Source organism: Vogesella alkaliphila (genome assembly GCF_014652475.1).
Lineage (GTDB): Bacteria > Pseudomonadota > Gammaproteobacteria > Burkholderiales > Chromobacteriaceae > Vogesella > Vogesella alkaliphila.
In genome coordinates, this window is the sequence record NZ_BMYW01000001.1 from 206,625 (window position 1) to 230,867 (window position 24,243).

Genomic DNA, 24,243 nt, shown 5'->3' on the forward strand with positions numbered 1-24,243 from the left:
GCATGACCTGTGGCAATGAGTCACATGTATACGACTCCCATCCACCAGAAAGTACCGAAAAGAGACCATCACGCAGCTCAACCGCGTTCGAGAAGAATGCAGCCTTCACGTACGTTGAGGTTTCGACTGTTCGTATTTCATTCGCTAAGCTTTCCGACTGTACATTTACTTTGTCTCCGCTGTAACCGCCAGGGGCATTGACAGAAACGATGATGTTTCCTCGATCGTCTATAAGGTCATATCCCGATGGTTGGCCATCAGCTCCTTGCATTCCTCCACCGCCAACACGTACGTTGATTCTTGAGATACCTAATCGCCGAAGCATCTCACCGTCCAAGCGCGACATAACTAAATCGCCCCCGCCCCCACCTGATCCACCTACCGAGTTTGGTCCGGACACAGCCTCTCCGGCCCCCCGACACCTGGTGGAGGACATCCATCAGGAGCAGCTGACAACAGGTCTGCTACGTCTAAGTCCCCAAGATTAGATATCCTTCCTCCATGTCCACCGTCGCCACCTCGTGCGCCTGGTCCAATGGCGCCACCGCCTCCTCCACCCGCGCCCGGCGCTGCCCCTCCACTGCCCCCCAAAGAGATGATCGAATCTGTGATCTGGATTCCTACCGAGCTTTCTAGATCAGCGAGACCTCGCGCAAATTTTGTCTCATGATCCGACTTAATCTCCAGCATCTTGCTCACAGGGAACTGGTCGACATCGTTTGTCACAACGTGATGATCGTGGCACAGAAGTAGTAGATTCTCGAAAGTGCGGCGCTCCTCGTTTGATTGAGTTGCGTCGAATCGCTCGCCACCGGGTTCCGCTGCGCGGATATGACATAGTTCTCCCACGTATGACCCATCCTGCAGAATGATCGGATGTTGGCAACCAGGAAAAGCACACTGATTGCCTGATAAAAGAAACAGTCGGCGGACTACTTCGGCAGTTGGCGCGAGGCGTTTTGGGGTTTCGGGCATATCGGGTAGTAGACTTTATAGCGTTGAAATGGATATTAGACCGGAGTAGGGCCACTCCATATGATCTTGTGGCAAAGATGGCTACTGACCGTTCCTTGCTGAAAGTCGTCATGCTAGCACGCCGGTATGTGTCTCTTGCTTTGGGGGAAGCAGTGCAAGTATGAGTGCCACCTGTTGCTTTTTTCCATTGTTAGTGCCTGACAAATGCACCTGACTGATTTTCAGTAGGCAAATTCCAAAAAATCAAACACTTAAAACGTGTTGGCGAACGGTTTTTGTAGAACGCTTGTAGATTTTGTAGAACGTAATCAGGGATGGAGGCAGGGGCTTTAGGGGCGGGAAAAACAAAAAAGCCCTTGATTGCTCAAGGGCTTAGATGCTGGTCTGGCGGAGAGGGAGGGATTCGAACCCTCGGTACGCTCGCACGTACGCCTGATTTCGAGTCAGGTACATTCGACCACTCTGCCACCTCTCCGACTCAGGGAAAAAATTATAGCCATTGATTTTTTATCTGTCAACAGTGTTCAAGAGTTAAGTGTATGGCAGTGATTGCTGCATACGGACCACGGGTCCTGGTGCTCAGTTCGCCGAGGCTGCGTCGGAGAAGCCACCCTGGCGGCGGCCCACCTTTGTTGGTCATGCCCAGTGCGGCCTGCTTGAGAACGCCGATGATCTGTTCTTCGGTGAGTTTGTTCTTCTTTAAGAAATATCAAATATCCGTCATTTCCCTTCAGTGACGGACTTCTTCCTGATTTTGATTGGTATCGCCTGAAGGGGGGTGACCGGACCAACCGACCCACGTTGCTTGGCCATCGATGTGGGTGTTCATGTCGAAACTGCCCATTTGCGTCTCGTTAGCCGCTCTATACTTTGGAAAGAGACTGGGATCAATGTTGCCCTGTCGACTTGTGCACTGTGTGTAAAGTTTCCGCTCCACAACTGATGCCGTCTGCGGGTAGCTGTCTCAACGATCCTTGGCCAATAAAGCAGCATAGGCAATCCGTGAAAGAATGCATGCCATGAGATCACGCGGCGTATCGTACTGGGTTTGGGGTGACGCTTTGTCTCTATTGGAAAAAATGGAGCGGCTGCATATGCAGTTTTCCCGATGCTATGCCGACAATCAACCCTGCTGGGAGCCCCCTGCGGATGCGGTGGAAACCGAGAGTGAGGTCATTCTCTATGTCGCCCTGCCGGGCGTGTCTGCTGCGACCATCTCCGTAGTTTTTCAGCCTGATGGGGTTACCGTTTCGGGCCTGCGAAGATTTCCTGCCGCACAATCCATGCGGATACATCGCATCGAGATTCCATATGGAAAATTTGAACGACATATACCGTTGGCGATGCTGTTTCTGGAGCCAGTCACTCAGGAGCTAGAGGATGGTTGCCTCGTATTAAGGTTCAGAAAAGTGGGGTAACAAGATGAGTCAGGAGCCATCTAGTCAGGATACCCGGGGCGAAGAGAATCATCGCCAGGCCCAGAATGGCGGCAAACTCGATATTGCACCGGTGGAGGCTGCAGAAAAACCCTTGCCCGAGGATGCGCTGATCATCATACCCATGCGCAACGCGGTGCTGTTCCCCGGGATCATGTCGCCTGTCACCGTCGGCCGTGCAAGTTCCGTTGCCGCAGCCCAAACCGCAGTGAAAAGCGAATGCAAGGTTGGGTTTCTTCTCCAGCGCGACGCCGGGAAAACCGACGTTGGCCCTTCCGATCTTTACTGGGTGGGAACGTCAGGAACGATCGTTCGCTACATCACCGGGAAAGAAGGAGAACACCACTTATTCGTTCAGGGCGAGTCCCGTTTCCAGGTGCTGGCCTTTCTGGATGGCTGGCCCTTCCTGGTCGCCAAGGTGGCCATGATCGAGCAGCCACACGTGGAGACCCCTGAGATCGAGGCACGGTTTCTGCAGCTCAAGGATCAGACCATCGAGGCTATCGGATTGTTACCTGGCATGCCGGAAGAATTAGTCGGCGTGGTTCAACGGTTGGAGTCCCCAGCCCAGCTCGCTGACCTGGTCGCAAGTCTTGTCGACGCCAAGTCCGAGGAAAAGCAGGAAATTCTAGAAACATTCGATCTCATGCGGCGTCTGGACAAGATGATCCGCTTGCTCTCCAACCGTATCGAAGTCCTCAAGATATCGAAAGAAATTGGCGAAAAAACACGGGCGGAATTCGACGAACGTCAGCGGGAGCATGTGCTGCGGGAACAACTGCGGCAGATCCAGAAAGTACTGGGTGAAGATGAAGAACAAAGGGCCGAAATTGATGAATTATACAAGGCGATAGAAGCTGCTGACCTGCCTGAGGAGGTATTCCACCATGCCCAAAGAGAGGTCAAGCGATTGCAGCGCATGGGCGAAAACAGTGCCGAATACTCCATGTTGCGTACCTATCTGGAGTGGCTGACGGAGCTGCCGTGGAAGCATGTGCCGCAGCCCGCCATCGATATCAACGAGGCACGCCGGATATTGAATGAAGACCACTTTGGATTGGACAAGATCAAGCTTCGTATTCTCGAGTATCTGGCCGTTCGCAAGCTCAATCCCGATGGCAAGAGTCCAATACTCTGTTTCGTCGGGCCTCCTGGCGTAGGAAAAACCTCACTCGGGCAGTCGATAGCCAAGGCCACGGGGCGTGTCTTCGAGCGGGTTGCCTTGGGAGGGGTACACGACGAGGCCGAAATTCGGGGGCATCGGCGCACCTATATCGGTGCATTGCCGGGAAACATCATCCAGGCCATGCGTAAAGCAGGGACCAGTAATGCCCTGATCATGCTTGATGAAATCGACAAGCTGGGCATGGCAGGCTACCACGGCGACCCTGCCAGTGCGCTGCTGGAGGTTCTCGACCCTGAGCAGAACAACAAGTTTCGCGATAACTATCTGGCGGTGGATTTCGACCTGTCGCGCGTCATGTTCATTTGTACGGCAAACGTGCTCGATACCATTCCGGGGCCGCTGCGCGACCGGATGGAAATCATCCAGCTCCCCGGGTACACGGACGAAGAGAAAATCGAGATCGCCCGCCGCTATCTCGTCAAGCGTCAGCTTCGTGCTAACGGGCTGAGCGAAGAACAAGCCTCCCTGACGGAGGGTGCCTTATCCGCAATTGTGCGGGACTACACGCGAGAGGCCGGGGTACGCAATCTGGAGCGTGAGATCGGTTCGGCCCTGCGGCGCGTGGCAATGAAAATTGCCGAGGGACAGGCTCAGCGAATGACGGTCGATGTCGCCGATCTCCCTGCCATTCTTGGTCCCCAACGGTTTGAAAACGAAATGGCTTCGCGCGTCAGCGTCCCCGGCGTAGCGACGGGGCTTGCCTGGACTCCCGTGGGGGGAGACATCCTTTTCGTCGAGGCGAGCAAGGTGCCCGGAAGTGGCCGGCTGATTTTGACGGGCCAACTGGGCGAAGTCATGAAGGAGTCCGCCCAGGCCGCATTGACCCTTGCAAAAATTTGGACAGGATATTCCTTGGAGAAGAGCGACATCCATGTGCATGTTCCAGCCGGTGCAACGCCTAAGGACGGTCCGAGCGCTGGGGTAGCCATGTTCTTGGCGATACTGTCTCTGCTTACGGGAAAGCCGGTGCGTGCCGACGTAGCCATGACAGGTGAGATCAGTCTTCGTGGCCTTGTCCTGCCAATCGGCGGCGTTAAAGAAAAGACGCTGGCTGCACTCAGGGCAGGGATCGGGAGCGTGATGCTGCCCAGGCGCAATGCGAAAGACCTGGAGGACGTGCCACGTGAAGCCAGGGAAAGACTCACGTTCGTCTTCCTGGATCGGGTTGAGGATGCAGTCAGCTACGCAATTGGTGATCTCCAACCGGCTCAGAGCAGTGAATAACGGTAAAAATATTCTAGGTGCCTTGCATAAATGCTCCACGCCTGCACGAAAAAACCCTGGACCAGCAAGGGGCAGAAGGTAATCAGGGGTGTGCATAAAGCACGAGTGAATAAAACGTGATCTGCTTTTATGACCGGTATTTGTACAAGACCGCCATCCAATCAAGAACATTATTGTTCGACTGAAACAATACCCGCCATCGCCGCACACTACGACAAAACCGCCATCAACTTCCTGGGTGCCATCCATCTGGGCGCTACCCTTGGTGGTCTCGGTTGATGGCGTTTTCTTGTCCCGCAATTCCTGGTTTTTGTTTTTATTTCAAGTACTTGTGCTCTGTATTGGCTACGTCAAACACGCACGGCCACTACCGCCTATACTGGGATTCCATACCTCATCGTTTAGGGGAAACACCATGAACGAACACAGAGAGCAGCTACATCATTCTGCAAACCAGCAACGCCGAACTGCTCTGCAGGAAAGACGTAGCGATCCGTATCACAATGAAGCTAAGTACGCCGAACCCACCATGTGCCCTGACTGTCATGCGGTCTATCACCAAGGGCGTTGGCAGTGGTCAGCACCTCCAGCCGGTGCCCATGCGCAGCGCTGCCCATCCTGCCAGCGGGCGCATGATCAATACCCGGCCGGGTTCCTGTCGCTGTCCGGCCCATTTCTGACGGAGCATCATGCCGAGATCATGAATTTGCTGCGCAATGTGGCAGAACGAGCCAAGAGTGAACACCCGCTGAAAACCATCATAGCTATCGAAGAAAAGCCGGATGCCGTCATGATCAGCACGGCAGAAATCCACTTGACGCGTGAACTTGGCGAGGCGATTCAGCATGCCTACAAAGGTGACCTGGATTACCACTACAACTCTGGGGAGAATCTACTGCGGGTGAATTGGGTGCATTGAACAACTCCTGCCAGTCCAATTCAGGATGGCGCGGCAAATTGCCAACATCAATATAAAGCAGGTAGGTTTTCACGGAATCGTGGGAATTTGACGCCATGTCATACGTGGGCGCGGCGGTGCAGAGTAGGCCGTTTGTGCAGCCAGAGCGTTTGCCCGGCACCGCCCCTCATGTCTGATGATGGGTTCTACCTCCCTTTCCGGGAAGGCTTTACCGTCACCCGCTCCAGGCCGACACCCTGCCTCTCGAGCAGGAACCGACACCCGAACTTCACACCGTTCCAGTGGCTGCCAGCATGTCGGTAATGCCGTGCCCGAGCACCGGGGGTGCTCTCTGCGCGACCTGCCCATCCGGCTGCGCGCCAGATTGCGCGTGTGTCTTGCCCGCAATGCGACCCGTGAGGCAGGTCAGATGGACGAGTTTGTGCTCTACAAGGAGCCTCGCTACGTCACGGTGGTGATGGATGCCGAGGTGCGGCGGGTGGGCCATCGTCTACGCCACCAACATTGAGCACCTGGCCGAGGCGGTGCGCGCATGAAGACGGTGCGCTAGCCGCCGCGCGCCAGCCACAGCGTCGCCAGCAGTGCGCAGGCGGCGTGGCTCCACGCCAGCCGGCGCAGGGCGCGGGCGGTGTCCTGTGGCGAGCGCCAGCTGATGAGGAAGGGGCGGCGGTCGGTGGGGCGCTGCAGGTGATGGCTGAGCGGGATGGCGGCCAGCGCGTGGTGGTTGCGGCCAACCTCGCCGTGGGCGGCCTGGCGCGCGTGCTCCCACTCCTCGCTGCTGAGTGTGCCGTCGCCGTCCCGGTCGAAGCGGCGCAGCAGTTGCGCCGGGTCCCGTTTCCATTCGTTCAGCGTCAGCTGCAGGTCGTCGCGGAAGGCCTGCCGGTCCGGCTGGCCGCCGAGGCTGCGCAGCTCGCCCAGCGCGTACAGCGGATCGCCGATGGCGATCCAGCGCTCGCTCAGCATGTCGTCGCCGTCGTGCCAGCTGCGCTGGTGGCGGGCCTCGACGCTGGCGCCTTCCGGCTGCACGATGATCTCGCCGCGCCGGTCCAGCAGCCGGAACGAGTCGTCGCTGCGCAGGCGTTCGCTGCGTCGCGGGCCTTGCTGGCGACCGTTCGGGCGCCGTTCCGCCTGATACCACACGCAGCGCATGCCGCCGAACGGGGTCACCAGCGGCGGGCCGTCCAGCGCCGCGGCCTCGCCAAAGCATTCGCAATACCCCTGTGCCGCCGCCTGCGAGGTGGTGGTCGGGGTGTCGGCCACGTGGCGGTACTGGCGGTAGAAGTGCAGCCACAGCGCCACGCCGAACAGCGTGCCGGCCGCCGGCAGCAGTCGCGGTGGCAACTCATCCAGCGGCCAGGCCAGCAGGGGCAGCAGCAGGTAGGGCAGCAACGAGGCGTAGCGCTGTTGCAGCAGGAACATGGGCGTGGCTCAGCGTTCGAACAGCGCCTTGACGTCGACGTCGCGTTTTTCCGCCTCGGCAAAACGCAGCGCGCGCGCGGTGCGGAAGCCGAACAGGTTGGCGACGAACACGTCGGGGAATTGCTCGATGCGCACGTTGTTGTTGTTGACCGCTTCGTTGTAGAGTTCGCGGCGATCGGCGATGCCGTCTTCCAGCTGGCTGATGCGCTGTGCCAGGTGGCTGAACTGCACGTCGGCCTTCAGTTCCGGATAGGCTTCGGCCACCGCGAAAATCTGGCCGAGCAGGCCGCGCAGCTGGCCTTCCAGCTCGCCGATGCGGCCAACGTTGCCGGCGCGGGCGGCCTCCGACATCGCGGCGCGCGCTTCCATCACCTGGGTCAGGGTGTCCTGCTCGAACTGGCCGTAGTGGCGGCAGACATCGACCAGCTTGGGGATCTCGTCGTGGCGCTGTTTCAGCAGCACGTCGATATTGGCCCAGCTCTTGTTGACCTCGTGCTTCAGGCGGACCAGGCCGTTGTAGAGCAGGATGCCGTAGAAAAGCAGCACCACGAATGCAGAAACGAACAGGAAAAATGGCATGGGCGGGTGTCCTTTGAAATTCGATGTCATCGTCACCGCGGCGCTGGCGGGTGTCAAGAAAGGGGTGGGATGATTTCTCTCAATATTGTCGGCGGCGGGCGTCTGGGCAAGAGCGTGGCGCGGCTGGCGCACGACAGTGGCCGCTACCGCATCGGCGCGCTGCTGTGCCACAGCCCGGCGTCGGCGCTGGCGGCGCGTGACTTTGTCGGTGCCGGCGTGGCGCTGACGGATCTGGCGGCCTTGCCGGCGGCCGACATCACCCTGCTGGCGGTGCCGGACGGCGAGATTGCCGGTGTGGCCGCCGCGCTGGCAACGGCGGGGGTGATTACTGCCGGCAGCGTGGTGTGTCACGCCAGCGGCGTCGGCGAGGCGGCCCTGCTGGCGCCGCTGGCGGCGCAGGGCGTGCACTGCGCCAGCCTGCATCCGGCGTTTTCCTTTGCCGATCCGGCGCGCGCGGTGGCCGGCTTTGCCGGTACCCGCTGTGCGCTGGAGGGCGATGCGGCGGCGTTACCGTTGTTGCAAAGCTTGGCCGCAGACCTCGGCGGCGTGCCCTTCGTGCTGGCGCCGGGCGGCAAGCCGGCCTACCACGCCGCGCTGTCGATCGCCTCGAATTACTTGGTGACGCTGCACGATCTGGCGGCGCGGGTGGCGGCGCAGGCCGGCATGGCCGATGAGGTGGCCGCCGCGGTGCTGGGTGGGCTGATGCGGCAGACGCTGGACAACACGCTGGCGCTGGGGCCGCAGGTGGCGCTGACCGGCCCCATCGCGCGTGGCGATGCCGGCACCGTGGCGTGCCACCGGCAGGTGCTGTCGGCGACGGACGACGCGCTGTACTGCGCGCTGGGGCGGGCGACGGCAAGCTTGGCCGCAGGCCGGCTGACAAAGGTACAGCAGCTGGCGCTGGCTGCGGCGTTGGCGCCGCCGGCCGTTTAGCGTCGGGGAGGAGGGTGAGACAGGTTGGCCGCAAGCATTGCGGCCAACCTTTTGCCGTCAGTTGGCGTGGATCACGAAGATCGCCGGTCGCTTGTGAAAGTCCGGCGCTTCTTTCGGCCAATCCTTCACCAGCCGGCTGACGATGGTTTGCGTCGGCGCAGTCAGGTCGGCGGCCACGCACAGCCGGGTGGCCGGCGCCAGCGTCTCGCGCAGCTGTTGCAGCAGCGCGTTGTTGCGGTATGGCGTCTCGATGAACAGCTGGGTTTCGTTGTTCTGTTTGGAGCGCGCTTCCAGTGCCTTGATCGACTTGGCGCGCTCGGCGGCGTCCACCGGCAGGTAGCCGTGAAAGGCGAAGCACTGGCCGTTGGCACCGCTGGCCATCATCGCCAGCAGGATCGACGATGGCCCGATCAGCGGCTCCACGCGGTAGCCTTTTTCGTGTGCCAGCGCCACCAGCTGAGCGCCGGGGTCGGCCACCGCCGGGCAGCCGGCTTCCGATACCAGCCCCACGTCCTGGCCTGCGGCCAACGGTGCCAGCAGCGCGGCCACGTCGGCCGGCTTGGTGTGCTCGTTCAGCGTGTGCATCACCAGCTCGCGGATTGGCGTGCTGACGCCCAGCTGCTTCAGGTGTTTGCGCGCGGTCTTTTCCGCTTCCACCACAAAGTGGCTGATGTGGGTGACGCGGGCGCGTTCACCCTCCGGCAGCCACGGGGTGTCGCCGTCGCCCAGCGGGGTGGGAATCAGGTACAGGGTGCCGGCCATCACAGGATCTCCACGCCTTCGTTCTGCAACATGGTCACCAGCGCGAACAGCGGCACGCCGATCAGCGCGTTGGGGTCGTCGGCTTCCACCTTCTGCAGCAGTGCACCGCCCAGCGTCTCGCTCTTGGCGCTGCCGGCGCAGTGCAGTGCATCCGGTTCGCGGGTCAGGTAGTTGCGGATCTGCTGCTCGGTGAGCTGGCGCAGGGTGACGCGGGTGATGCCCACGTCTTCCTGGATGTGGCCGCTCTTGCTGTTGTACAGCGCCAGCGCCGAGTGGAACACCACGGTGCGGCCGCTCATCCACTTGAGCATCTCTACGCCGTTCTCGAAGCTGCCGGGCTTGCCGATCTGCTGGCCGTCCAGCAGCGCCACCTGGTCACCGCCGATGATCAGCGCATCGGGAAAGCACTCCGCCAGCGACATCGCCTTGCTGCGCGCCAGGCGTACCGCGGTGTCCAGCGCGGTTTCGCCCGCTAGCGGGGTTTCGTCGCATACCGGCGCCACGGTGGTGACGGGCAGGCCGAGGCGTTCCACGATTTCGCGGCGGTAGGGGGAGGTAGAGGCAAGCACGATCTGCATGTCGGTCATCCGAGGGAAAAGGGCACAGGCTGCCTGTTGCATCAATGGCTTGTTGCCGCCGCTGCCGCAGTCAGTATGCTGGTTTGTTTTGACAAAGTGATGGGGCTGATAATATCATGCCGGGTTTATGTCTAACCCGATTTTGATTGATCCGCTCGCGTTTGCCCGCGATGGCGCTTCGTTGCAGAACGAACGGCCGGTTGCGGCGCTCGCCGAGCGCGTACATGAGCTGCTGGCATCCGATGCTGGCGTGGTGAAATTCGCCGTGGAAGGTTTTCAGGACCGCCTGCTGCGACCGTCGCTGCGCTACCGTCTGTCTGTCACGCTCAGCGTTGAATGTCAGCGTTGCCTGACGCCGATGCCGTTCGAACTGGAAGCAGAGGGTGTGATTACTCTGTTCACCCGCGAGGACAAGCTGGAAGCAGCGGTAGAGGCCGATGACGAACTGGACGCCATTCTGGCGGAAGAAACTTTCGACGTTATCGCACTGATCGAAGACGAAATTATCATGGGCTTGCCGCTGTCGTTGATGCACGACGACTGCGACACGGATGAACTGAAGCGCGCCAAGGCCGACAAGCCTAATCCGTTTGCGGTGCTGGCAGCGTTGAAGCAATCCAAGTCCTGAACGTTTAACTTGAATCCTTAGGAGTCGACCATGGCTGTTCAACAGAACAAAAAGTCCCCGTCCAAGCGTGGCATGCACCGCGCACACGATTTTCTGACCGCTCCGTCGCTCGCTAAAGAGCCGACTACCGGTGAAACCCACCTGCGTCACCACATCAGCCCGAACGGCTTCTACCGTGGTCGCCAGGTTGTGAAGGCCAAGGGCGAGTAATCGCTCCTTACGATTATCCTTACCTTCATAACAACAGGTAGGTTAACTACCGTGTCACGTTGATGATTATCACCGTAGCGGTCGATGCAATGGGCGGTGACGTTGGCCTCAAGGTCACTGTCCCTGCATCTGTCCAGTTCCTTAGCGACACTCCCGATGTCAATCTTGTGCTGGTGGGCGATCAGGCGGCAATCGAAGCCGAGCTGATGGCGCTGCCGGATTCCGTGCGCGCGCGCATCGCGGTTCGTCATGCCTCCGAAGTGGTGGGGATGGACGAGTCGCCGCAGCTGGCGCTGAAGAACAAGAAAGACTCGTCGATGCGGGTGTCGATCAATTTGGTCAAGGAAGGCCTGGCGCAGGCAGCGGTTTCCGCAGGGAACACCGGAGCGCTGATGGCAACGGCCAAATTCGTCCTGAAAACCATTCCCGGTATTGACCGCCCCGCCATCGCCAAGATGATGCCCGGCATCAAGGGCAATACCTGCGTGCTGGATCTGGGTGCCAATATCGATTGCTCGCCGGAGCAGTTGTTGCAGTTCGGCATCATGGGGTCCGAACTGGTGGCCAGCCTCGAACATCGCCCGAATCCAAGCGTCGGCTTGCTGAATATCGGCTCCGAGGATATCAAGGGCACCGAGTCGATCAAGCGTGCGGCAGAGCTGCTGCGCGAATCCGGCCTCAATTTCTACGGTAACGTCGAAGGCAACGACATCTTCAAGTCGACGGTAGATGTGGTAGTCTGCGATGGATTTACCGGTAATGTCGCGCTGAAAGCCTCCGAGGGGCTGGCGCACATGATTTCTACCTTCCTGCGCGAAGAGTTTGCCCGCACGTGGTGGACCAAGCTGTGCGCCCTGGCTGCGATGCCGGTGCTCAAGCGGTTCAAGGCCCGTGTGGATCCCCGTCGTTACAATGGCGCCAGTTTCCTGGGGCTGCGGGGAATCGTGGTGAAAAGCCACGGCGGCACCGATGCGCTGGGGTTTCGTATCGCGCTGGAGCAGGCTTGCGAGGAAGTTCGCGCCAACGTGATTGGTCACATTGCAGACCGGGTTGCCGTTCAATTACAAAACATCAAGCAATCCGAGTCAGAAGCTAAAGACAGCGCATGACCTATTCCCGCATTCTCGGTACCGGCAGCTACCTGCCGGATACCGTCATGACCAATGCCATGCTGGCCGAGCGTATCGAAACCAGTGACGAGTGGATTGTCTCTCGCACTGGCATTCGCGCGCGCCACATCGCGGCGGAAGATCAGAAAACCAGCGATCTCGCTTACATCGCGGCGCAACGTGCGCTGGAAAGTGCCGGGCTGCAGGCCAGCGACATCGACCTGATCATCCTGGCCACCACCACGCCCGACATGGTGTTCCCGAGTACCGCCAGCATCCTGCAGGAAAAGCTGGGCATTCCCGGCGTGCCGGCCTTCGACGTGCAGGCCGTCTGCGCCGGCTTCGTCTACGCGCTGGCCACCGCCAACGGCTACATCAAGAGCGGCATGGCGAAAAACGTGCTGGTGGTGGGGGCCGAAGTGATGAGCCGCCTGCTGGACTGGGACGACCGCCGCACCTGCGTGCTGTTCGGCGACGGCGCCGGCGCCGTGGTGGTGGGGCCGTCCGAGGAACCGGGTATCCTGCACGCCAAGTTGGCCGCAGACGGCCGCTACCGCGACATCCTCAAGACCGAAGCGCAGATTGCCGGCGGCGAGGTGGATGGCACCCCGTTCCTGTACATGGACGGTCCGGCGGTGTTCAAATTCGCGGTCAAGGCCTTGTCCGACATCGCGGAGAAAACGCTGGCCGAGGCCGGTGTGCAGCAGGACAGCGTGGACTGGCTGGTGCCGCACCAGGCCAATGTCCGTATCATCGAAGCGACGGCCAAGCACCTGCAGCTGTCGATGGACAAGGTCATCGTCACCCTGCCGGAGCAGGGTAACACCTCGGCCGCCTCCATCCCGCTGGCCTTCGATCACGCCGTGCGCAATGGCCAGATCCAGCGCGGCCAGACGGTGCTGATGGAAGGCATCGGTGGCGGCTTCGCCTGGGGCGCACTGCTGCTGCGCTACTAAAAACAGCAAACGGACACGGCATTGCCGTGTCCGTTTTTCGTCTGATTGACGATGATCGGCGGCCAACTGCGGCAAACTTCCATTCATACGGCTGTTTGATCGTTTTTTTGCATAAATGCCGGCAAGTCGTCATTATTCACCCCGTTTCAAAAAGGAGACCCCGAGATGGCGTTTGCCTTTCTTTTTCCCGGCCAGGGCTCGCAGAGCCTGAAAATGATGGACGGCTTTGCCGACCTGCCGGTAGTAAAACAGACATTCGATGAAGCCTCGGCCGCCCTGGGTGAAGACCTGTGGGCCATGCTGCAGGCGGAAACACCGGAGGCGATCAACGCCACCGTCAATACCCAGCCGCTGATGCTGGCCGCCGGTGTGGCCACCTATCGTGCCTGGCTGGCACAAGGCGGCGCCTTGCCGGTTGCCCTCGCCGGGCACAGCCTGGGCGAGTACAGCGCACTGGTGGCTGCCGGGGCGCTGGATTTTGCCGACGCGGTGAAACTGGTGCGTCTGCGCGCCGAAGCGATGCAGGACGCGGTACCGGCCGGTGAGGGCGCGATGGCCGCGATCCTCAACCTGTCCGACGACGACATTCGCGCCGCCTGTGCCGAAGCGGCGCAGGGCGAAGTGGTGGAGCCGGTGAATTTCAACTCGCCGGGCCAGGTGGTGATTGCCGGCAACAAGGCTGCGGTGGAACGCGCGATGGAACTGTGCAAGGCCCGTGGCGCCAAGCGCGCGCTGCCATTGCCGGTGTCGGTGCCATCGCACTGCTCGCTGATGAAGCCTGCCGCCGACAAGCTGGCTGCGGCACTGGCCACGATCCAGATCAACTCGCCGCAGATTCCGGTACTGCATAATGCCGACGTTGCCGCCTACGACAACGCCGACCAGATCCGCGACGCGCTGACGCGCCAGCTATACCGCCCGGTGCGCTGGACCGAAACCATCCAGCAGCTGGCCGCAGGTGGCATCGTGCTGATGGCCGAGTGCGGCCCAGGCAAGGTGCTGGCCGGTCTAGCCAAGCGTATCGACGGCAGCGTGAACTGCCACGCGCTGACCGACGCCGCCAAGCTGGAAGCGGCCCGCGCCGAACTGGCGTAAAGACACAAGGTTGGCCGCATGCGGCCTACCAGGAGAGAGACAATGAGTTTGCAAGGTAAGGTTGCGCTGGTTACCGGCGCCTCGCGCGGCATCGGTGCCGCCATCGCCGATACCCTGGCCGCCGCCGGCGCCAAGGTGATCGGTACTGCCACCTCCGAAAGCGGCGCCGCCGCCATCGGCGAGCGCCTGGCGCAGTGGGGCGGTGTCGGCATGGTGCTGAACGTCGGTGAAGACGGTGCCATCGACGCGTTGGTCGACACCATCAGCAAAGAGTACGGCGATGTGGCGATCCTGGTGAACAACGCCGGCATCACCCGCGACGGCCTCTTGATGCGCATGAAGGACGAAGACTGGGACGCGATCATGGATACCAACCTGAAGTCGGTATTCAAGGCGTCCAAGGCCGTGATGCGCGGCATGATGAAGGCCCGCTGGGGCCGCATCATCAACATCGCGTCGGTAGTCGGCGCGATGGGCAATGCCGGTCAGGCCAACTATGCCGCCGCCAAGGCCGGCATCATGGGCTTCACCAAGTCGATGGCGCGCGAAGTCGGCAGCCGCGGCATCACCGTCAACTGCGTGGCACCGGGTTTCATCGATACCGACATGACCCGTGCGCTGCCGGAAGCGCAGCGTGAGGCGTTGGTACAACAGATTGCACTGGGTCGCCTGGGCGCGGCACAGGACATCGCCGATGCCGTGGATTTCCTGGCGTCCGACCGCGCGGCTTACGTGACAGGCCAGACCCTGCACGTGAACGGCGGCATGTTGATGCCGTAAGCGGCAGCGGCAAGGAATGGTTTTGGGGTTTTTGCCAGTGCAGCATGAGCATGCTGGCGGGTCAAAAGCCGGACTGACTGCCGATTCGTGGCCAATATCATGGCAATGATGTGACTGCGGTAGGCTTGAGCAGGTTTTTTTTGTAGAATGGCGGGGTTTTGTTGTCCCGTACACAGAAAGGTAAAGGATTTAAACAAATGGAAAACATCGAAGCGCGCGTTAAAAAGATCGTTGCCGAGCAACTGGGCGTGAACGAAGCCGAAGTTAAAATCGACTCTTCGTTTGTTGACGATCTGGGCGCCGACTCCCTGGATACCGTTGAACTGGTAATGGCACTGGAAGAAGAGTTCGAGTGCGAAATCCCGGATGAAGAAGCCGAGAAGATCACCACCGTTCAGCAAGCAGTAGACTACGTTACGGCTCACCTGAACAAGTAATCCCCCCGGGGCTTACCAGGACCTCTGCCGGTGTAGCCTAGGCTCGCCTGCAGGGGTCTTTTGCTGTAGTGGCCCTGAAACGTGCGTTTGATTTGGTGGCTCGCCATCAAGCAGCGTCCGTTCAGGACTATCGGGAGATTCCCTCCCTTTTTTCGCGGAGATACCCTGTGTCAAAACGCAGAGTAGTAGTGACCGGCCTGGGCCATGTGTCCCCGGTCGGCAACGATGTGACGAGCGGCTGGGCCAATCTCCTGGCCGGCAAGAGTGGTATCACCACCATTACCCGCTTCGATGCCAGCGATATCGCCTGCCAGGTAGCGGGTGAAGTCAAAGGCTTCGACATTAGCCAGTATATTTCGGCGAAAGACGCGCGCCGCATGGATGTGTTCATCCATTATGGCATCGCGGCTGCGCTGCAGGCGGTGGCCGACTCCGGCCTCGACGACGTGCCGGGCCTGGACAAGACCCGCGTCGGCGTCAACATCGGTTCCGGTATCGGCGGCCTGCCGCTGATCGAGGAAACCGGCGTCGCCCGCCACGAAGGCGGTATCCGCAAGATCGGTCCGTTCTTCATTCCGGGCTCGCTGATCAACATGGTGGCCGGTCACGTATCCATCCTCAAGGGCTATCAGGGTCCGAGCTACGGCATCGTGTCTGCCTGCACCACCGGTGCGCACTGCATCGGCGACGCCGCGCGCGTGATCCAGTACGGTGACGCCGACGTGATGGTGGCCGGTGGCGCCGAAGGCACCATCTCCAGCCTGGCGGTGGGCGGCTTTGCCGCGATGAAGGCCCTGTCGACCCGCAACGACGATCCGGCGACCGCCTCGCGGCCGTGGGACAAGGGCCGTGACGGCTTCGTGATGGGCGAGGGCGCCGGTGTGCTGGTACTGGAAGAGTACGAGCACGCGGTCAAGCGCGGCGCCAAGATCTACGCCGAGCTGGTTGGCTTCGGCATGAGCTCCGACGCGCACCACATCACCGCACCGAGCGCCGAAGGCCCGGCCCGCGGCGTGCTGAACGCGCTGCGCGACGCCAAGCTGAATCCGGAAGACGTGCAGTACGTGAACGCGCACGGTACCTCCACGCCGCTGGGCGACGCCAACGAAACCAACGCGCTGAAGATCGCGTTCGGTGACCACGCCAAGAAACTGGTGGTCAACTCCACCAAGTCGATGACCGGCCACCTGCTGGGCGGCGCCGGCGGCGTGGAAGCGATCTACTCGATTCTGGCCGTGCACAACCAGGTATCGCCACCGACCATCAACCTGCACGATCAGGACATCGAAGGCGGCTGCGATCTGGACTACTGCGCCAACACCGCGCGTGACATGAAAATCGACGTGGCGATCTCCAACTCCTTCGGGTTTGGTGGTACCAACGGCACGCTGGTATTCAAGCGCGTGTAAGCCTCGCCCAACGGTGTCGAAACCGTTGACAGCCAAGACCGCTGCGATAAACTCGCGCGGTCTTTTCTTTTTGCGGCCAACATGACGTTGCTGTTGCCGGGAGAGGGCGGGTGGCGCCGGCGGCCGTAGCCGCGCTGGCAAGGCTTGGCGGCGGATGTATAGTCCTATTAGGTGGCGGTCGGCGGGAGTCGATCACCGCCGCCCGCCCCCGGCCGGCCACCCCGCCATTCTTGCCGCAACCGAACCTCGGGCCCTGCTGCCATGCACTGTGAACTGCTGAGTTTTACCCCCGATCTGCTGGCCCTGCACGCCCACGATCGCGCCCGTTTCCCCTACCTGATGCAGTCGTCGGGTGATAGCGGCTGGGACATCCTGATGGCCCTGCCGCAGCATACCCGTGTTTATCGCGAAGGCGAGGGCGCGCTGTTCCTCGACGACGTGCGCGCGCTGCCGCTGCCGCAGGCGGTGGACAATCCGCACCGGCTGCCGTTCAGCGGCGGCTGGTTTGTCTATCTCGGTTACGACCTGCTGTCCGAGTTCGAGCCCAGCGTGCCGCAGGCGATCAGCGACAGCTTCCCGCTGGCGGTGCTCAGCCGCATGCCCGCCGCGCTGCTCCATGACCGCGTGAAGCGGGAAAGCTGGCTGCTGGCGGAAACGCCGGCGCAGCTGGACACGCTGAAACAGGCCTTGGTGGAGTCGGAACCGTTTGCGGCCAACCCGGTGGTGCTGCAGGCGCTGGAAGAAGACCCGCCGCACTGGTACACCGACGCGGTGGTCAAGCTCAAGGACTACATCTACGAAGGCGACGTGTTCCAGGTCAACATCTCGCGCGGCTGGCGCGCCACGCTGGCGGAGGACGTACGGCCGGCGGACCTGTACGCCGCGCTGCGCCACACCAACCCGGCGCCGTTCTCGGCGCTGGCCGACTTCGGTGACGCGCACATCGTCAGCTCCTCGCCGGAGCGGCTGGTGCGCGTGCACGACGGTTGGGTGGACACCCGCCCCATCGCCGGCACCCACCCGCGCTCGCCCGATGCCGCCGAGGACGCCGCGCTGAAGCAGCGGCTGATCTCCAGCATCAAGGAGCGCGCCGAGCACGTGATGCTGATCGACCTGGAGCGCAACGACCTCGGCCGCATCTGCCAGCCCGGCAGCGTGGAGGTCAACGAGCTGATGGCGGTGGCCAGTTACGCCTATGTGCACCACATCGAGTCCAATGTCCGTGGCCGCATCCGTGACGGCGTCAACACCGTCGACGTGTTCCGCGCGCTGTTCCCCGGCGGCACCATCACCGGCTGCCCGAAGGTGCGCACCATGCAGATCATCCGCGAGCTGGAAAACAGCGCGCGCCGCGCCTACACCGGCAGTCTCGGCTACCTCAACCGCGACGGCACGCTGGACCTCAACATCCTGATCCGCACCTTCATGCAGCAGGGGCAGCAGCTGCGCTTCCGCGCCGGCGGCGGCATCGTCGCCGATTCCGACCCCGAGCGCGAACTGCAGGAAACCCGCCACAAGGCGCGCGGCCTGTTGCGCGCGCTGGGCGTGGAACAGGCCTGATGCTGGTCAACGGTGCGCCCGGCGACAGCATCAGCGCCAGCGACCGCGGCCTGGCCTACGGCGACGGCATCTACCGCACGCTGGAAGCACGCCACGGCACACCGCTGCTGTGGCACTGGCAGTGGCAAAGGTTGGCCGCAGACTGCGCCGCGCTGCGCCTGCCGTGTCCGGACGAGGCGCTGCTGCTGCGCGAGATCGCCAGCGTGGCGGCCAGGCTTGAACGCGCGGTGGTCAAGATCGTGCTCACCCGCGGCAGCGGCCAGCGCGGCTACGCGATGCCGGCCGCGTGCAGCCCGACCCGCATCGTCAGCGCCAGCGCCTGGGGCGGTTACCCGCCGGAGAGGGCGCAGCAGGGCATCGTCGCCCGCTGGTGCGACACGCGGCTGGCGATCCAGCCGTGGCTGGCCGGCATCAAGCACCTGAACCGCCTGGAAAACGTGCTGGCGCGCAGCGAATGGACGGACCCGGTCATCGCCGAGGGGCTGATGCTGGACATGGACGGTACGGTGGTGGAGGGCACCATGAGCAACCTGTTCATCGTGCGTGCCGGCGAGCTGATTACCCCGCTGCTGGACCGCTGCGGCGTGTCCGGCGCCATGCGCGCCTGCGTGATCGACACTGCGGCCAACCTTGGCCTGCACGTGCGCGAGGCGCGGCTGTCACCGGATGAGGTCATGGCCGCGGACGAAGCCTTCGTCTGCAACAGCCTGGCCGGCATCTGGCCGCTGCGGCAGCTGGCGGCGCGGCAGTGGCCGCCCGGCGCGCTGACCCGCCGCCTGCAGCAGCTGCTCTGATCAGTCGCCGACCGACACCCGCCATCCTTCCCTGATCTGGACCTTGCCCCACGCCTGTTCGCTGCCATTCCATAGTCTCAGAGCCATCCCGCCAGCGTGCGCCACGCCAGCAGCAGCGCAAAGCCGATCAGCAGCATGCCGCAGGCCTTGTCGACCAGCAACTGCCCGCGCGCGCCCAGCCGCGACAGCAGCCGGCCGCCGCCGTAGGCCAGCAGCAACCACCACAGCGCCGAGCCGGCAAACACGCCCACCACCATCAGCACGCTGTCGGCCAGCGACGGCGTGCGCGCGCCGGCCAGCCCGGCGAAGATGGCGATGAAAGACAGGATGGTCATCGGGTTGGTCAGCGTCAGCGCCAGCGCGCTACCGTAGGCGCGCGGCAGGCTGTGCGCGCCGGCGGCACGGGCGGCGTGGCTGGCCGCGTCGCGGCGCAGGGTGGCGATGCCCAGGTACAGCAGCAGCACGCAGCCGGCCAGCGCCAGCGGCGTCGCCAGCCGCGTCAGCAGCGCGATCAGCGTGCCGAGGCCGGCGGCGCCGATCGCGGCGTAGATGGCGTCGGCGGTGGCGGCGCCGAGTCCAGTGACAAAGCCGGTGGCCGCACCCTGGCGCAGCGTGCGCTCGATGCACAACAAACCCACCGGCCCGACCGGCGCGGCAATCGCCAGCCCGATGAGGGTGGCCTCGACAAACAGGTGGCTGTCTTGCATGACGTCTGGCTCCTCGATGTGATGCCCTAGTGTGCGACGGCGCCGCCGCGCGCGCCATGACGGATCTTCGCCAGAATGCGATGTCGGGTTTATATTCTTAGGTCAAACAGCAGAAAGGCTTGCAAATGGAAGTGGATGGCAAATCGTGGCTGATCCTGCGGGCGCTGCAGGACAATGCGCGGCAATCGCTGACCGAACTGGCGCAGACGGTGGGCCTGTCGGTGCCGGCGGTGTCGGAGCGGGTGAAACGGCTGGAAGAGGCGGGGGTGATCAGCGGCTACCACGCCGTGGTGGCCCCACTGAAGGCCGGCTTCGCGCTGTCGGCGCTGGTCGGCATCACCGTGCCGCAGCCGGCGAAGAAGGTGCTGCTGGAAAGGTTGGCCGCAATGGCGGAAGTACAGGAGTGCCACCACGTGACCGGTGTCGATTCCTACGTCTTTCGCGTGCTGGCGCGCGACGTGTCGCACCTGGAGCTGCTGGTGTCGCGGCTGAACGATCTGGGCGAGACGCGCACCAGCATCATCCTGTCGACCCCGCTCAGCAACCGCCCGGTGCTGCCGCCGCGTTAAGGGGCTGCCGGGCGTGGCAGGCGGAAGTGCAGCAGCGCGCAGGTCTCGCCGCTGCTCGTTTGCCGTGCCTCGACAGCGTGCACCTGGAATCCCAGCTGCGGATAAAACAGCAGGCCGGCGGTGTTGTGGTTGAAGCAGGAGACGGTGACCTCGCTGGCCGCGTAGTGCTGCCACGCCAGCTGGCACATCTGCCCGATCAGGAAGCGACCGACACCGCGACCTCGCTGCGCCGGCGCAACCAGTACATTACCGATGGCGCAGCTGCCGCCGTGTTCCCAGCGATAGAAATTGGCAAAGGCCGCCACCGCGCCGTCGTGTTCGATCACGGTGGCGTGGGTGCGCTGGGCAATCGCTGCGGCCAACTGTGTTACGTCCAGCGGATAGTGCGCCTTGGGGTAGGCGAAAAACAGCTCCTCGGCACTGGTGGCGAAGCGGCAGATGTGGGGCAGGTCGGCGGTTTGAACGGGGCGGCTGAACATGGGGGCACGGGCAGGGTTGGCACAATGCTCATGATAACGTAATTGCCGGGGACGGTTTACGTTCCGCCCCTCAGCCCAGCCTCTGCCGCAGCCAGCGGCTGAAGCTCTCCACTCCCCACGACAGCAGCAGCATGGCCAGGATCAGCGTGGCGGCGTTGGACAGCTGGAACAGCGACAGCGCCAGATACAGCTGCTGGCCGAGGCCGCCGGCGCCGACCAGGCCCAGGATGGCGGCGATGCGGATATTGTTTTCCCAGCGGTACAGGGTGTAGGCCAGCCACTGCGGCAGCGCCTGCGGCAGCAGGCCGTAGCACAAGCAGGCCAGGCGGCCGGCGCCGCTGTGGCGCAGCGCGGCCTCCGCATCCGGAGGCGTGTTTTCCAGCGTCTGCGCGAACAGCCGGCCCAGCACACCGCTGGTGTGCACCGCCAGTGCCAGCACGCCGGCGGCCGGGCCGAGGCCCAGCGCCAGCACCGCCAGCGCGCCCCACAGCAGATCCGGCGTGCCGCGCAGGAAATTGAGCAGCAACTGCACCGGCGCGCGCAGCCAGCGCGGGCCGCGGTTGCTGGCCGGTAGCGCCAGCAGCGCGCCGCCGATGAAGGCCAGTGCGCTGCCCAGCGCCGAGACCAGCAGCGTTTCCAGCACGCCGCTGCCGACCTGGACGAGGAAGTCTCCGCGCAAGGTTGGCCGCAGGAATTCCTGGGCGAAGCGCCACAGCCCGGCGACATCGAACGGCGCCTCGCGCCATTGCGGCCACAGCCACAGCAGCGACAGTGCCAGCAGCGACAGCGTGCCGGTGGCCAGCGCGGCGCCGCCGGCGCGGCTGTGGATGGCGGCGCGGCTGACGCGGCTGACGCCTTCGGTCAGCGCCACCAGCGCGGCGAACAGCAGCAGCAGGCTGCCGACCTCGCCGCCGTTCAGCATCCGCAGCGAGGTATCCAGCAGCAGGCCGAGGCCGCCGGCGCCGACGAAGCCCATCACCGCCGAGGCGCGGATCGCGCATTCCCAGCGGTAGACGCTGTAGCTGATCAGCTCGGTCGCCGCCTGCGGCAGCAGCGCGTAGCCGAACACCGCCAGCCGCGACGCCCCGCTGGCGGCCAGCGCCGCCGCGGCCTCGCGCGGCTGCGATTCCAGGATTTCGGCGTAGACCTTGCCCAGCATGCCGCCGTAGGCCAGTCCCAGCGCCAGCACCGCCGGCAGGCTGCCCAGCCCGGCGGCACGCACCAGCAGCAGCGCCCACACCAGGTCCGGCACGCCGCGCAGCACGATCAGCATGGCGCGCAGCAGACGTTGCAAGGCCTGCCAGGGGCGGGCCGGCGCCTCGCCGCACAGCGTGTCGCGGTCCAGCGCGCGGCTGGTCAGCAGCGCTAGCGGCAGGCCGAGCAGCACCGCCAGCGCGAGGCCGCTGCTGGCAATCGCCAGCGTGGTGGCGGTTTCGCGCAGCATGTCGTGCAGGAAGGTGCCGTCGGTGCTGGGCGGGAAGAAGTCGGCGACAAAGCGCCACAGCGTGCCGGCGGTGTCGCCATCGGCCAGCAGCAGCGGGTTGAAGCCGGTGTAGGCCATCGCCGCCAGCAGCAACAGCGGCGTGGCGATGAGGCCGGCCAGTCGCGACGCGCGGGCCGGGTCGTGCAGGCTGTTGCTTAGCATGGCGCGATCCGGATGCCGCTGCCCAGCGCCGGCTCGTCGGCGATGGCCGGCTGTTCGCCGGCGTACAGCGCCGCCAGCAGCGGCGGGGTGACCTGGGCGCGCGGCAGGTCGAAGGCGATGCGGCCGTCACGCAGGCCGATCAGGCGCGGGAAGTGGGCCAGCGCCAGCTCGACCGAGTGCAGGCTGACCAGCAGCGTGGCACCGCGCTGACGGGCGTCGGCGCATAGCAGCGCCACGGTGTCGTCGGCCAGGCGCGGGTCGAGCGCCGACACCGGCTCGTCGGCCAGCAACAGCTCCGGCTGCTGGTACAGCACGCGGGCGATGCCGACGCGCTGGCGCTGGCCGCCGGACAGGCGGTCGCAGCGCTGCCACAGCTTGTCGCCCAGCTGCACCCGTTGCAGTGCGTCGCGGATGGCGGCGACATCCTGCGGCCACAGCAGGCGGCGCAGTGCGGCCAACGTTGACAGCCGGCCCAGCTGGCCGGCGCCCACGGCGGTGACCACCCGCTGCAGCGCCGGCAGCGGTGGATGCTGGTACACGCTGCCGATGCGGCTGCGCAGCCGGCGCAGTGCCGGCGCGCGCAGCTGCCACGGATCCTCGCCCAGCAGCTGTATGCTGCCGCCGTCGGGACGGTGGCAGCTATTGGCGAGCAGCAGCAGCGACGACTTGCCGGCGCCGGACGGACCAATCAGCGCCACCTGCTCGCCCTGCGCCAGCTGCAGCGTGAGCGGCTGCAGGATGCGGTGGCCGTTAAGGCTCAGGCTGGCCGCGTCAAAACGCAGACTCATTGCAGCAGGCCGGCTTCCTTGGCGGCGGCTTCGATGCCCTTGTAGTTGGCGGCCTTGGTCGGGATGAAACGGCTGGCGCGTTGCAGATCGAGGATGGCCTTGTGCTCAGGGTTGGCCGCGTTCAGCTTCAGGAACGCCTGCTGGATTTTCTGCTGCAGTTTTTTATCCAGGCTGCCGCGTACCGTCCAGTTGTAGTCGAAGTACGGCGGGGTGGTGCCCAGCAGCTTGACCTTGCTCTGGTCGACCTTGCCGGCCTCGACCAGCTTGTCCCACACCGAGGCGTTCAGCACGCCGGCGTCGACCTTGCCGGAGGAGACCCAGGCCACGGTGGCGTCATGCGCGCCGGAGTAGCCGACGCTCTTGAAGAAGGCTTCCGGCTTGATGTGCTGCTTTTGCAGGAAGTAGCGCGGCATCAGGTGGCCGGAGGTGGACGAGGCGGAGCCGAAGGCAAAGCTCTTGCCCTTCAGCTGCTGCAGCTTGCTGATGCCGCTGTCGGCATTGACGATGTACTTGGAGGTGAAGCGCGAGTCTTCCTCGCGCTGCACCAGCGGCACCACCTTGCCGCGCTGGCTGGCCTGCACGAAGGTGAAGCCGCCCAGCCACGCCATGTCGATCTGGTCGGCGTTGAGCGCGGTGACCACCGCGGCGTAGTCGCTGACCGGTACGAACTGCACCTTCATGCCCAGCTCTTTTTCCAGGTACTGGCCCAGCGGCGCGAACTTGCGCTGCAGCTCGGTCGGGGCTTCGTCCGGAATGGCGGAGACTTTCAGCAGCGCTTCGGCGTGGGACAGGGTGGCGGCGGCCAGCAGCAGGCCTGCCACGGACAGTTTGGCAATGTTCATGAACGGATCATCCTTCGGGTTGGGCGGGCAACAAGCCGCCACCATCAAAAAAGCAGTCGCGCGGACTGCTCGGGGCAGGCGGACGATAAGCCGCCAGAGTGGCCGTATTTTATGCCGGATCGGCGCGCGCGCCTAATCGCGACAGCATAAAAAGGCGCCGCCGCCGGGGAATCCTGGCGGCGGGGGCGCTTGCGGCCAACCTTGCGGCGGGCAAGGTCATGGAG

24 protein-coding genes and 1 tRNA gene are annotated in these 24,243 nt (G+C 63.4%); 15 read left to right on the plus strand and 10 right to left on the minus strand.

From position 1 onward, the window contains the following. Positions 1 to 1,360: 1,360 nt before the first annotated feature. Positions 1,361 to 1,450 (minus strand) — tRNA-Ser (locus IE100_RS01010). A 544-nt stretch (positions 1,451 to 1,994) separates the two neighbouring features. Here IE100_RS01010 and IE100_RS01015 point away from each other — a divergent pair. The 3 genes from IE100_RS01015 (at position 1,995) to IE100_RS01025 (ending at position 5,740) form a co-directional block, all read left to right on the plus strand. Further along, positions 1,995 to 2,393, plus strand: a complete 399-nt coding sequence (locus IE100_RS01015; protein ID WP_189372204.1) for an Hsp20/alpha crystallin family protein — start codon at positions 1,995 to 1,997, stop codon at positions 2,391 to 2,393. 4 nt (positions 2,394 to 2,397) lie between these two features. After that, positions 2,398 to 4,821: an endopeptidase La gene (lon, locus tag IE100_RS01020; protein WP_189372205.1), complete on the plus strand. Its 2,424-nt coding sequence runs from the start codon at positions 2,398 to 2,400 to the stop codon at positions 4,819 to 4,821. Positions 4,822 to 5,236: 415 nt separating this feature from the next. Continuing rightward, positions 5,237 to 5,740 carry a BCAM0308 family protein gene (locus IE100_RS01025; protein WP_189372207.1) on the plus strand — a complete coding sequence of 168 codons (504 nt, stop codon included), beginning with the start codon at positions 5,237 to 5,239 and terminating at the stop codon, positions 5,738 to 5,740. 546 nt (positions 5,741 to 6,286) lie between these two features. Here IE100_RS01025 and IE100_RS01030 read toward each other — a convergent pair. Next, entirely contained in the window at positions 6,287 to 7,159 is an 873-nt protein-coding gene (locus IE100_RS01030) for a hypothetical protein (RefSeq protein ID WP_189372209.1), read from the minus strand. A 9-nt stretch (positions 7,160 to 7,168) separates the two neighbouring features. Then, complete coding sequence (locus IE100_RS01035) at positions 7,169 to 7,738, minus strand: LemA family protein (protein ID WP_189372210.1); 570 nt, start codon at positions 7,736 to 7,738, stop codon at positions 7,169 to 7,171. Between the two features lie 69 nt (positions 7,739 to 7,807). On the opposite strand from IE100_RS01035, the gene IE100_RS01040 reads away from it, so the two are divergent. Further along, positions 7,808 to 8,671, plus strand: a complete 864-nt coding sequence (locus tag IE100_RS01040) for a Rossmann-like and DUF2520 domain-containing protein (protein WP_189372212.1) — start codon at positions 7,808 to 7,810, stop codon at positions 8,669 to 8,671. A 57-nt stretch (positions 8,672 to 8,728) separates the two neighbouring features. Here the strand turns inward: IE100_RS01040 and IE100_RS01045 are convergent, their stop codons facing one another. Both IE100_RS01045 and IE100_RS01050 read right to left on the minus strand, forming a co-directional pair. Next, on the minus strand, positions 8,729 to 9,433 hold the full coding sequence (locus tag IE100_RS01045) for an SAM-dependent methyltransferase (RefSeq protein WP_189372213.1): 705 nt from the start codon (positions 9,431 to 9,433) through the stop codon (positions 8,729 to 8,731). After that, on the minus strand, positions 9,433 to 10,011 hold the full coding sequence (locus IE100_RS01050; RefSeq protein WP_189372215.1) for a Maf family protein: 579 nt from the start codon (positions 10,009 to 10,011) through the stop codon (positions 9,433 to 9,435). Before IE100_RS01050 ends, IE100_RS01045 begins: the two co-directional genes overlap by 1 nt. A 127-nt stretch (positions 10,012 to 10,138) precedes the next feature. Between IE100_RS01050 and IE100_RS01055 the strand changes: the two genes are divergently transcribed. The 10 genes from IE100_RS01055 to pabC all read left to right on the plus strand — a co-directional run bounded on the left by IE100_RS01055 (position 10,139) and on the right by pabC (position 18,989). Next, the gene (locus tag IE100_RS01055; RefSeq protein WP_189372217.1) at positions 10,139 to 10,639 is read left to right on the plus strand and encodes a YceD family protein; all 501 of its coding nucleotides are present in this window, start codon (positions 10,139 to 10,141) and stop codon (positions 10,637 to 10,639) included. Positions 10,640 to 10,669: 30 nt separating this feature from the next. Next, positions 10,670 to 10,849 carry a 50S ribosomal protein L32 gene (gene rpmF / locus IE100_RS01060; RefSeq protein ID WP_017509929.1) on the plus strand — a complete coding sequence of 60 codons (180 nt, stop codon included), beginning with the start codon at positions 10,670 to 10,672 and terminating at the stop codon, positions 10,847 to 10,849. A 62-nt stretch (positions 10,850 to 10,911) separates the two neighbouring features. Continuing rightward, positions 10,912 to 11,958, plus strand: coding sequence for a phosphate acyltransferase PlsX (gene plsX, locus IE100_RS01065; RefSeq protein ID WP_189372219.1), 1,047 nt, complete (start codon positions 10,912 to 10,914; stop codon positions 11,956 to 11,958). Next, positions 11,955 to 12,914 carry a beta-ketoacyl-ACP synthase III gene (locus IE100_RS01070; protein WP_189372221.1) on the plus strand — a complete coding sequence of 320 codons (960 nt, stop codon included), beginning with the start codon at positions 11,955 to 11,957 and terminating at the stop codon, positions 12,912 to 12,914. The genes plsX and IE100_RS01070 overlap by 4 nt, the downstream gene beginning before the upstream one ends. Before the next feature lie 165 nt (positions 12,915 to 13,079). After that, on the plus strand, positions 13,080 to 14,009 hold the full coding sequence (gene fabD, locus IE100_RS01075; RefSeq protein WP_189372223.1) for an ACP S-malonyltransferase: 930 nt from the start codon (positions 13,080 to 13,082) through the stop codon (positions 14,007 to 14,009). Between the two features lie 18 nt (positions 14,010 to 14,027). Continuing rightward, complete coding sequence (gene fabG / locus IE100_RS01080; protein ID WP_373295277.1) at positions 14,028 to 14,789, plus strand: 3-oxoacyl-ACP reductase FabG; 762 nt, start codon at positions 14,028 to 14,030, stop codon at positions 14,787 to 14,789. Between the two features lie 197 nt (positions 14,790 to 14,986). Then, positions 14,987 to 15,226: an acyl carrier protein gene (gene acpP, locus IE100_RS01085; protein WP_047965576.1), complete on the plus strand. Its 240-nt coding sequence runs from the start codon at positions 14,987 to 14,989 to the stop codon at positions 15,224 to 15,226. 167 nt (positions 15,227 to 15,393) lie between these two features. Next, on the plus strand, positions 15,394 to 16,635 hold the full coding sequence (gene fabF / locus IE100_RS01090) for a beta-ketoacyl-ACP synthase II (protein WP_189372227.1): 1,242 nt from the start codon (positions 15,394 to 15,396) through the stop codon (positions 16,633 to 16,635). A 261-nt stretch (positions 16,636 to 16,896) separates the two neighbouring features. Further along, entirely contained in the window at positions 16,897 to 18,195 is a 1,299-nt protein-coding gene (locus tag IE100_RS01095) for an aminodeoxychorismate synthase component I (RefSeq protein ID WP_189372229.1), read from the plus strand. Next, positions 18,195 to 18,989 (plus strand): aminodeoxychorismate lyase, encoded by a 795-nt coding sequence (gene pabC, locus IE100_RS01100; protein ID WP_189372231.1) that lies wholly within the window; start codon positions 18,195 to 18,197, stop codon positions 18,987 to 18,989. The genes IE100_RS01095 and pabC overlap by 1 nt, the downstream gene beginning before the upstream one ends. A gap of 77 nt (positions 18,990 to 19,066) precedes the next feature. Here the strand turns inward: pabC and IE100_RS01105 are convergent, their stop codons facing one another. Continuing rightward, the gene (locus IE100_RS01105) at positions 19,067 to 19,696 is read right to left on the minus strand and encodes a LysE family translocator (RefSeq protein WP_189372232.1); all 630 of its coding nucleotides are present in this window, start codon (positions 19,694 to 19,696) and stop codon (positions 19,067 to 19,069) included. A 125-nt stretch (positions 19,697 to 19,821) separates the two neighbouring features. Here IE100_RS01105 and IE100_RS01110 point away from each other — a divergent pair, with 125 nt between their 5' ends. Beyond that, positions 19,822 to 20,265 (plus strand): Lrp/AsnC family transcriptional regulator, encoded by a 444-nt coding sequence (locus IE100_RS01110; RefSeq protein WP_189372234.1) that lies wholly within the window; start codon positions 19,822 to 19,824, stop codon positions 20,263 to 20,265. On the opposite strand, the gene IE100_RS01115 is transcribed toward IE100_RS01110, so the two are convergent. From IE100_RS01115 to IE100_RS01130, 4 genes are all read right to left on the minus strand, one after another. Continuing rightward, positions 20,262 to 20,744, minus strand: coding sequence for a GNAT family N-acetyltransferase (locus IE100_RS01115; protein WP_189372236.1), 483 nt, complete (start codon positions 20,742 to 20,744; stop codon positions 20,262 to 20,264). The genes IE100_RS01110 and IE100_RS01115 overlap by 4 nt on opposite strands. A gap of 70 nt (positions 20,745 to 20,814) precedes the next feature. After that, positions 20,815 to 22,389 (minus strand): PhnE/PtxC family ABC transporter permease, encoded by a 1,575-nt coding sequence (locus tag IE100_RS01120; protein WP_189372237.1) that lies wholly within the window; start codon positions 22,387 to 22,389, stop codon positions 20,815 to 20,817. Beyond that, positions 22,383 to 23,177 carry a phosphonate ABC transporter ATP-binding protein gene (locus tag IE100_RS01125; RefSeq protein WP_189372239.1) on the minus strand — a complete coding sequence of 265 codons (795 nt, stop codon included), beginning with the start codon at positions 23,175 to 23,177 and terminating at the stop codon, positions 22,383 to 22,385. Before IE100_RS01125 ends, IE100_RS01120 begins: the two co-directional genes overlap by 7 nt. Next, positions 23,174 to 24,019: a putative selenate ABC transporter substrate-binding protein gene (locus tag IE100_RS01130; RefSeq protein WP_189372241.1), complete on the minus strand. Its 846-nt coding sequence runs from the start codon at positions 24,017 to 24,019 to the stop codon at positions 23,174 to 23,176. Before IE100_RS01130 ends, IE100_RS01125 begins: the two co-directional genes overlap by 4 nt. Positions 24,020 to 24,243 lie beyond the last annotated feature (224 nt).

Coding starts and splice junctions, on each gene's coding strand:
- IE100_RS01105 (WP_189372232.1), bottom strand. CDS start 19,696: ATGCAAGACAGCCACCTGTTTGTCGAGGCCACCCTCATCGGGCTGGCG.
- IE100_RS01125 (WP_189372239.1), bottom strand. CDS start 23,177: ATGAGTCTGCGTTTTGACGCGGCCAGCCTGAGCCTTAACGGCCACCGC.
- IE100_RS01030 (WP_189372209.1), bottom strand. CDS start 7,159: ATGTTCCTGCTGCAACAGCGCTACGCCTCGTTGCTGCCCTACCTGCTG.
- IE100_RS01095 (WP_189372229.1), top strand. CDS start 16,897: ATGCACTGTGAACTGCTGAGTTTTACCCCCGATCTGCTGGCCCTGCAC.
- lon (WP_189372205.1), top strand. CDS start 2,398: ATGAGTCAGGAGCCATCTAGTCAGGATACCCGGGGCGAAGAGAATCAT.
- acpP (WP_047965576.1), top strand. CDS start 14,987: ATGGAAAACATCGAAGCGCGCGTTAAAAAGATCGTTGCCGAGCAACTG.
- IE100_RS01045 (WP_189372213.1), bottom strand. CDS start 9,433: ATGGCCGGCACCCTGTACCTGATTCCCACCCCGCTGGGCGACGGCGAC.
- rpmF (WP_017509929.1), top strand. CDS start 10,670: ATGGCTGTTCAACAGAACAAAAAGTCCCCGTCCAAGCGTGGCATGCAC.
- IE100_RS01015 (WP_189372204.1), top strand. CDS start 1,995: ATGAGATCACGCGGCGTATCGTACTGGGTTTGGGGTGACGCTTTGTCT.
- IE100_RS01070 (WP_189372221.1), top strand. CDS start 11,955: ATGACCTATTCCCGCATTCTCGGTACCGGCAGCTACCTGCCGGATACC.
- pabC (WP_189372231.1), top strand. CDS start 18,195: ATGCTGGTCAACGGTGCGCCCGGCGACAGCATCAGCGCCAGCGACCGC.
- fabD (WP_189372223.1), top strand. CDS start 13,080: ATGGCGTTTGCCTTTCTTTTTCCCGGCCAGGGCTCGCAGAGCCTGAAA.
- fabG (WP_373295277.1), top strand. CDS start 14,028: ATGCGGCCTACCAGGAGAGAGACAATGAGTTTGCAAGGTAAGGTTGCG.
- IE100_RS01025 (WP_189372207.1), top strand. CDS start 5,237: ATGAACGAACACAGAGAGCAGCTACATCATTCTGCAAACCAGCAACGC.
- IE100_RS01110 (WP_189372234.1), top strand. CDS start 19,822: ATGGAAGTGGATGGCAAATCGTGGCTGATCCTGCGGGCGCTGCAGGAC.
- IE100_RS01050 (WP_189372215.1), bottom strand. CDS start 10,011: ATGCAGATCGTGCTTGCCTCTACCTCCCCCTACCGCCGCGAAATCGTG.
- IE100_RS01055 (WP_189372217.1), top strand. CDS start 10,139: ATGTCTAACCCGATTTTGATTGATCCGCTCGCGTTTGCCCGCGATGGC.
- IE100_RS01115 (WP_189372236.1), bottom strand. CDS start 20,744: ATGTTCAGCCGCCCCGTTCAAACCGCCGACCTGCCCCACATCTGCCGC.
- IE100_RS01130 (WP_189372241.1), bottom strand. CDS start 24,019: ATGAACATTGCCAAACTGTCCGTGGCAGGCCTGCTGCTGGCCGCCGCC.
- IE100_RS01040 (WP_189372212.1), top strand. CDS start 7,808: ATGATTTCTCTCAATATTGTCGGCGGCGGGCGTCTGGGCAAGAGCGTG.
- IE100_RS01035 (WP_189372210.1), bottom strand. CDS start 7,738: ATGCCATTTTTCCTGTTCGTTTCTGCATTCGTGGTGCTGCTTTTCTAC.
- IE100_RS01120 (WP_189372237.1), bottom strand. CDS start 22,389: ATGCTAAGCAACAGCCTGCACGACCCGGCCCGCGCGTCGCGACTGGCC.
- plsX (WP_189372219.1), top strand. CDS start 10,912: ATGATTATCACCGTAGCGGTCGATGCAATGGGCGGTGACGTTGGCCTC.